Origin of the sequence: Luteolibacter pohnpeiensis (genome assembly GCF_016595435.1) — a bacterium.
GTDB classification, from domain to species: domain Bacteria; phylum Verrucomicrobiota; class Verrucomicrobiia; order Verrucomicrobiales; family Akkermansiaceae; genus Luteolibacter; species Luteolibacter pohnpeiensis.
The window spans coordinates 1-605 of the sequence record NZ_JAENIJ010000179.1; the positions used below are offsets into that span (position 1 = coordinate 1).

The 605-nt window shown below is 57.7% G+C and carries 1 protein-coding gene; it reads left to right on the forward strand.

All coding sequences use genetic code 11. The features are described from left to right. Positions 1 to 605, forward strand: a 605-nt coding sequence (locus JIN85_RS20860) for a hypothetical protein (protein ID WP_200274485.1), incomplete at both ends; no start/stop codon positions are given.

Here is a 605-nt window from a genome sequence, read left to right on the forward strand (position 1 = left end):
AGCGATACCTTCCTTTGCAAGGACTACGGGGTCGAAGAACCGATCGATAAGATGGAGCTGATGATGTATGCGAGCATCTTCGCGGCTGATAGCGCAGGCATGGAGCGCACCTCCCGAATTGTGGCGATCAACCATGAAATCCGGGTGCGCAATCTGGTTCGTGCTGCCTCGCAAACCTCAAGCCCCGTTACCAAGTGGAATGAGGCTGGCTCTACCATTGTCGCCGACATCGACGCGGGCAAGAACCTGATCCGCTCCCGCATCGGGGTGACGCCGAACCTGCTGACCCTTCCTTACAACGTGTTCCAGGCGATGCGGAATTCGGCGGAAATGAAGAACTACTTCGTCAACGTGCAAGGCGGTCTCATCACCAAAGCCAACCTTGAAGCGATCCTCGAGGTGGAAATCCAAATCTCCGGTGACCTGATCAACACGGCAGCGGAAGGCCAGGATGCGGAGATCGGCGACATCTGGGAGAACGAAGCATTCCTCTCCTACTCGGTGGCAAGCGCCGACATCAAGTCGCTCAACTTCGCCCGCACCTACAACTGGACCGCGCTCGAGGGTTCCGGCTCCGGTGGCATCAGCGTCCTGACTTACGACGA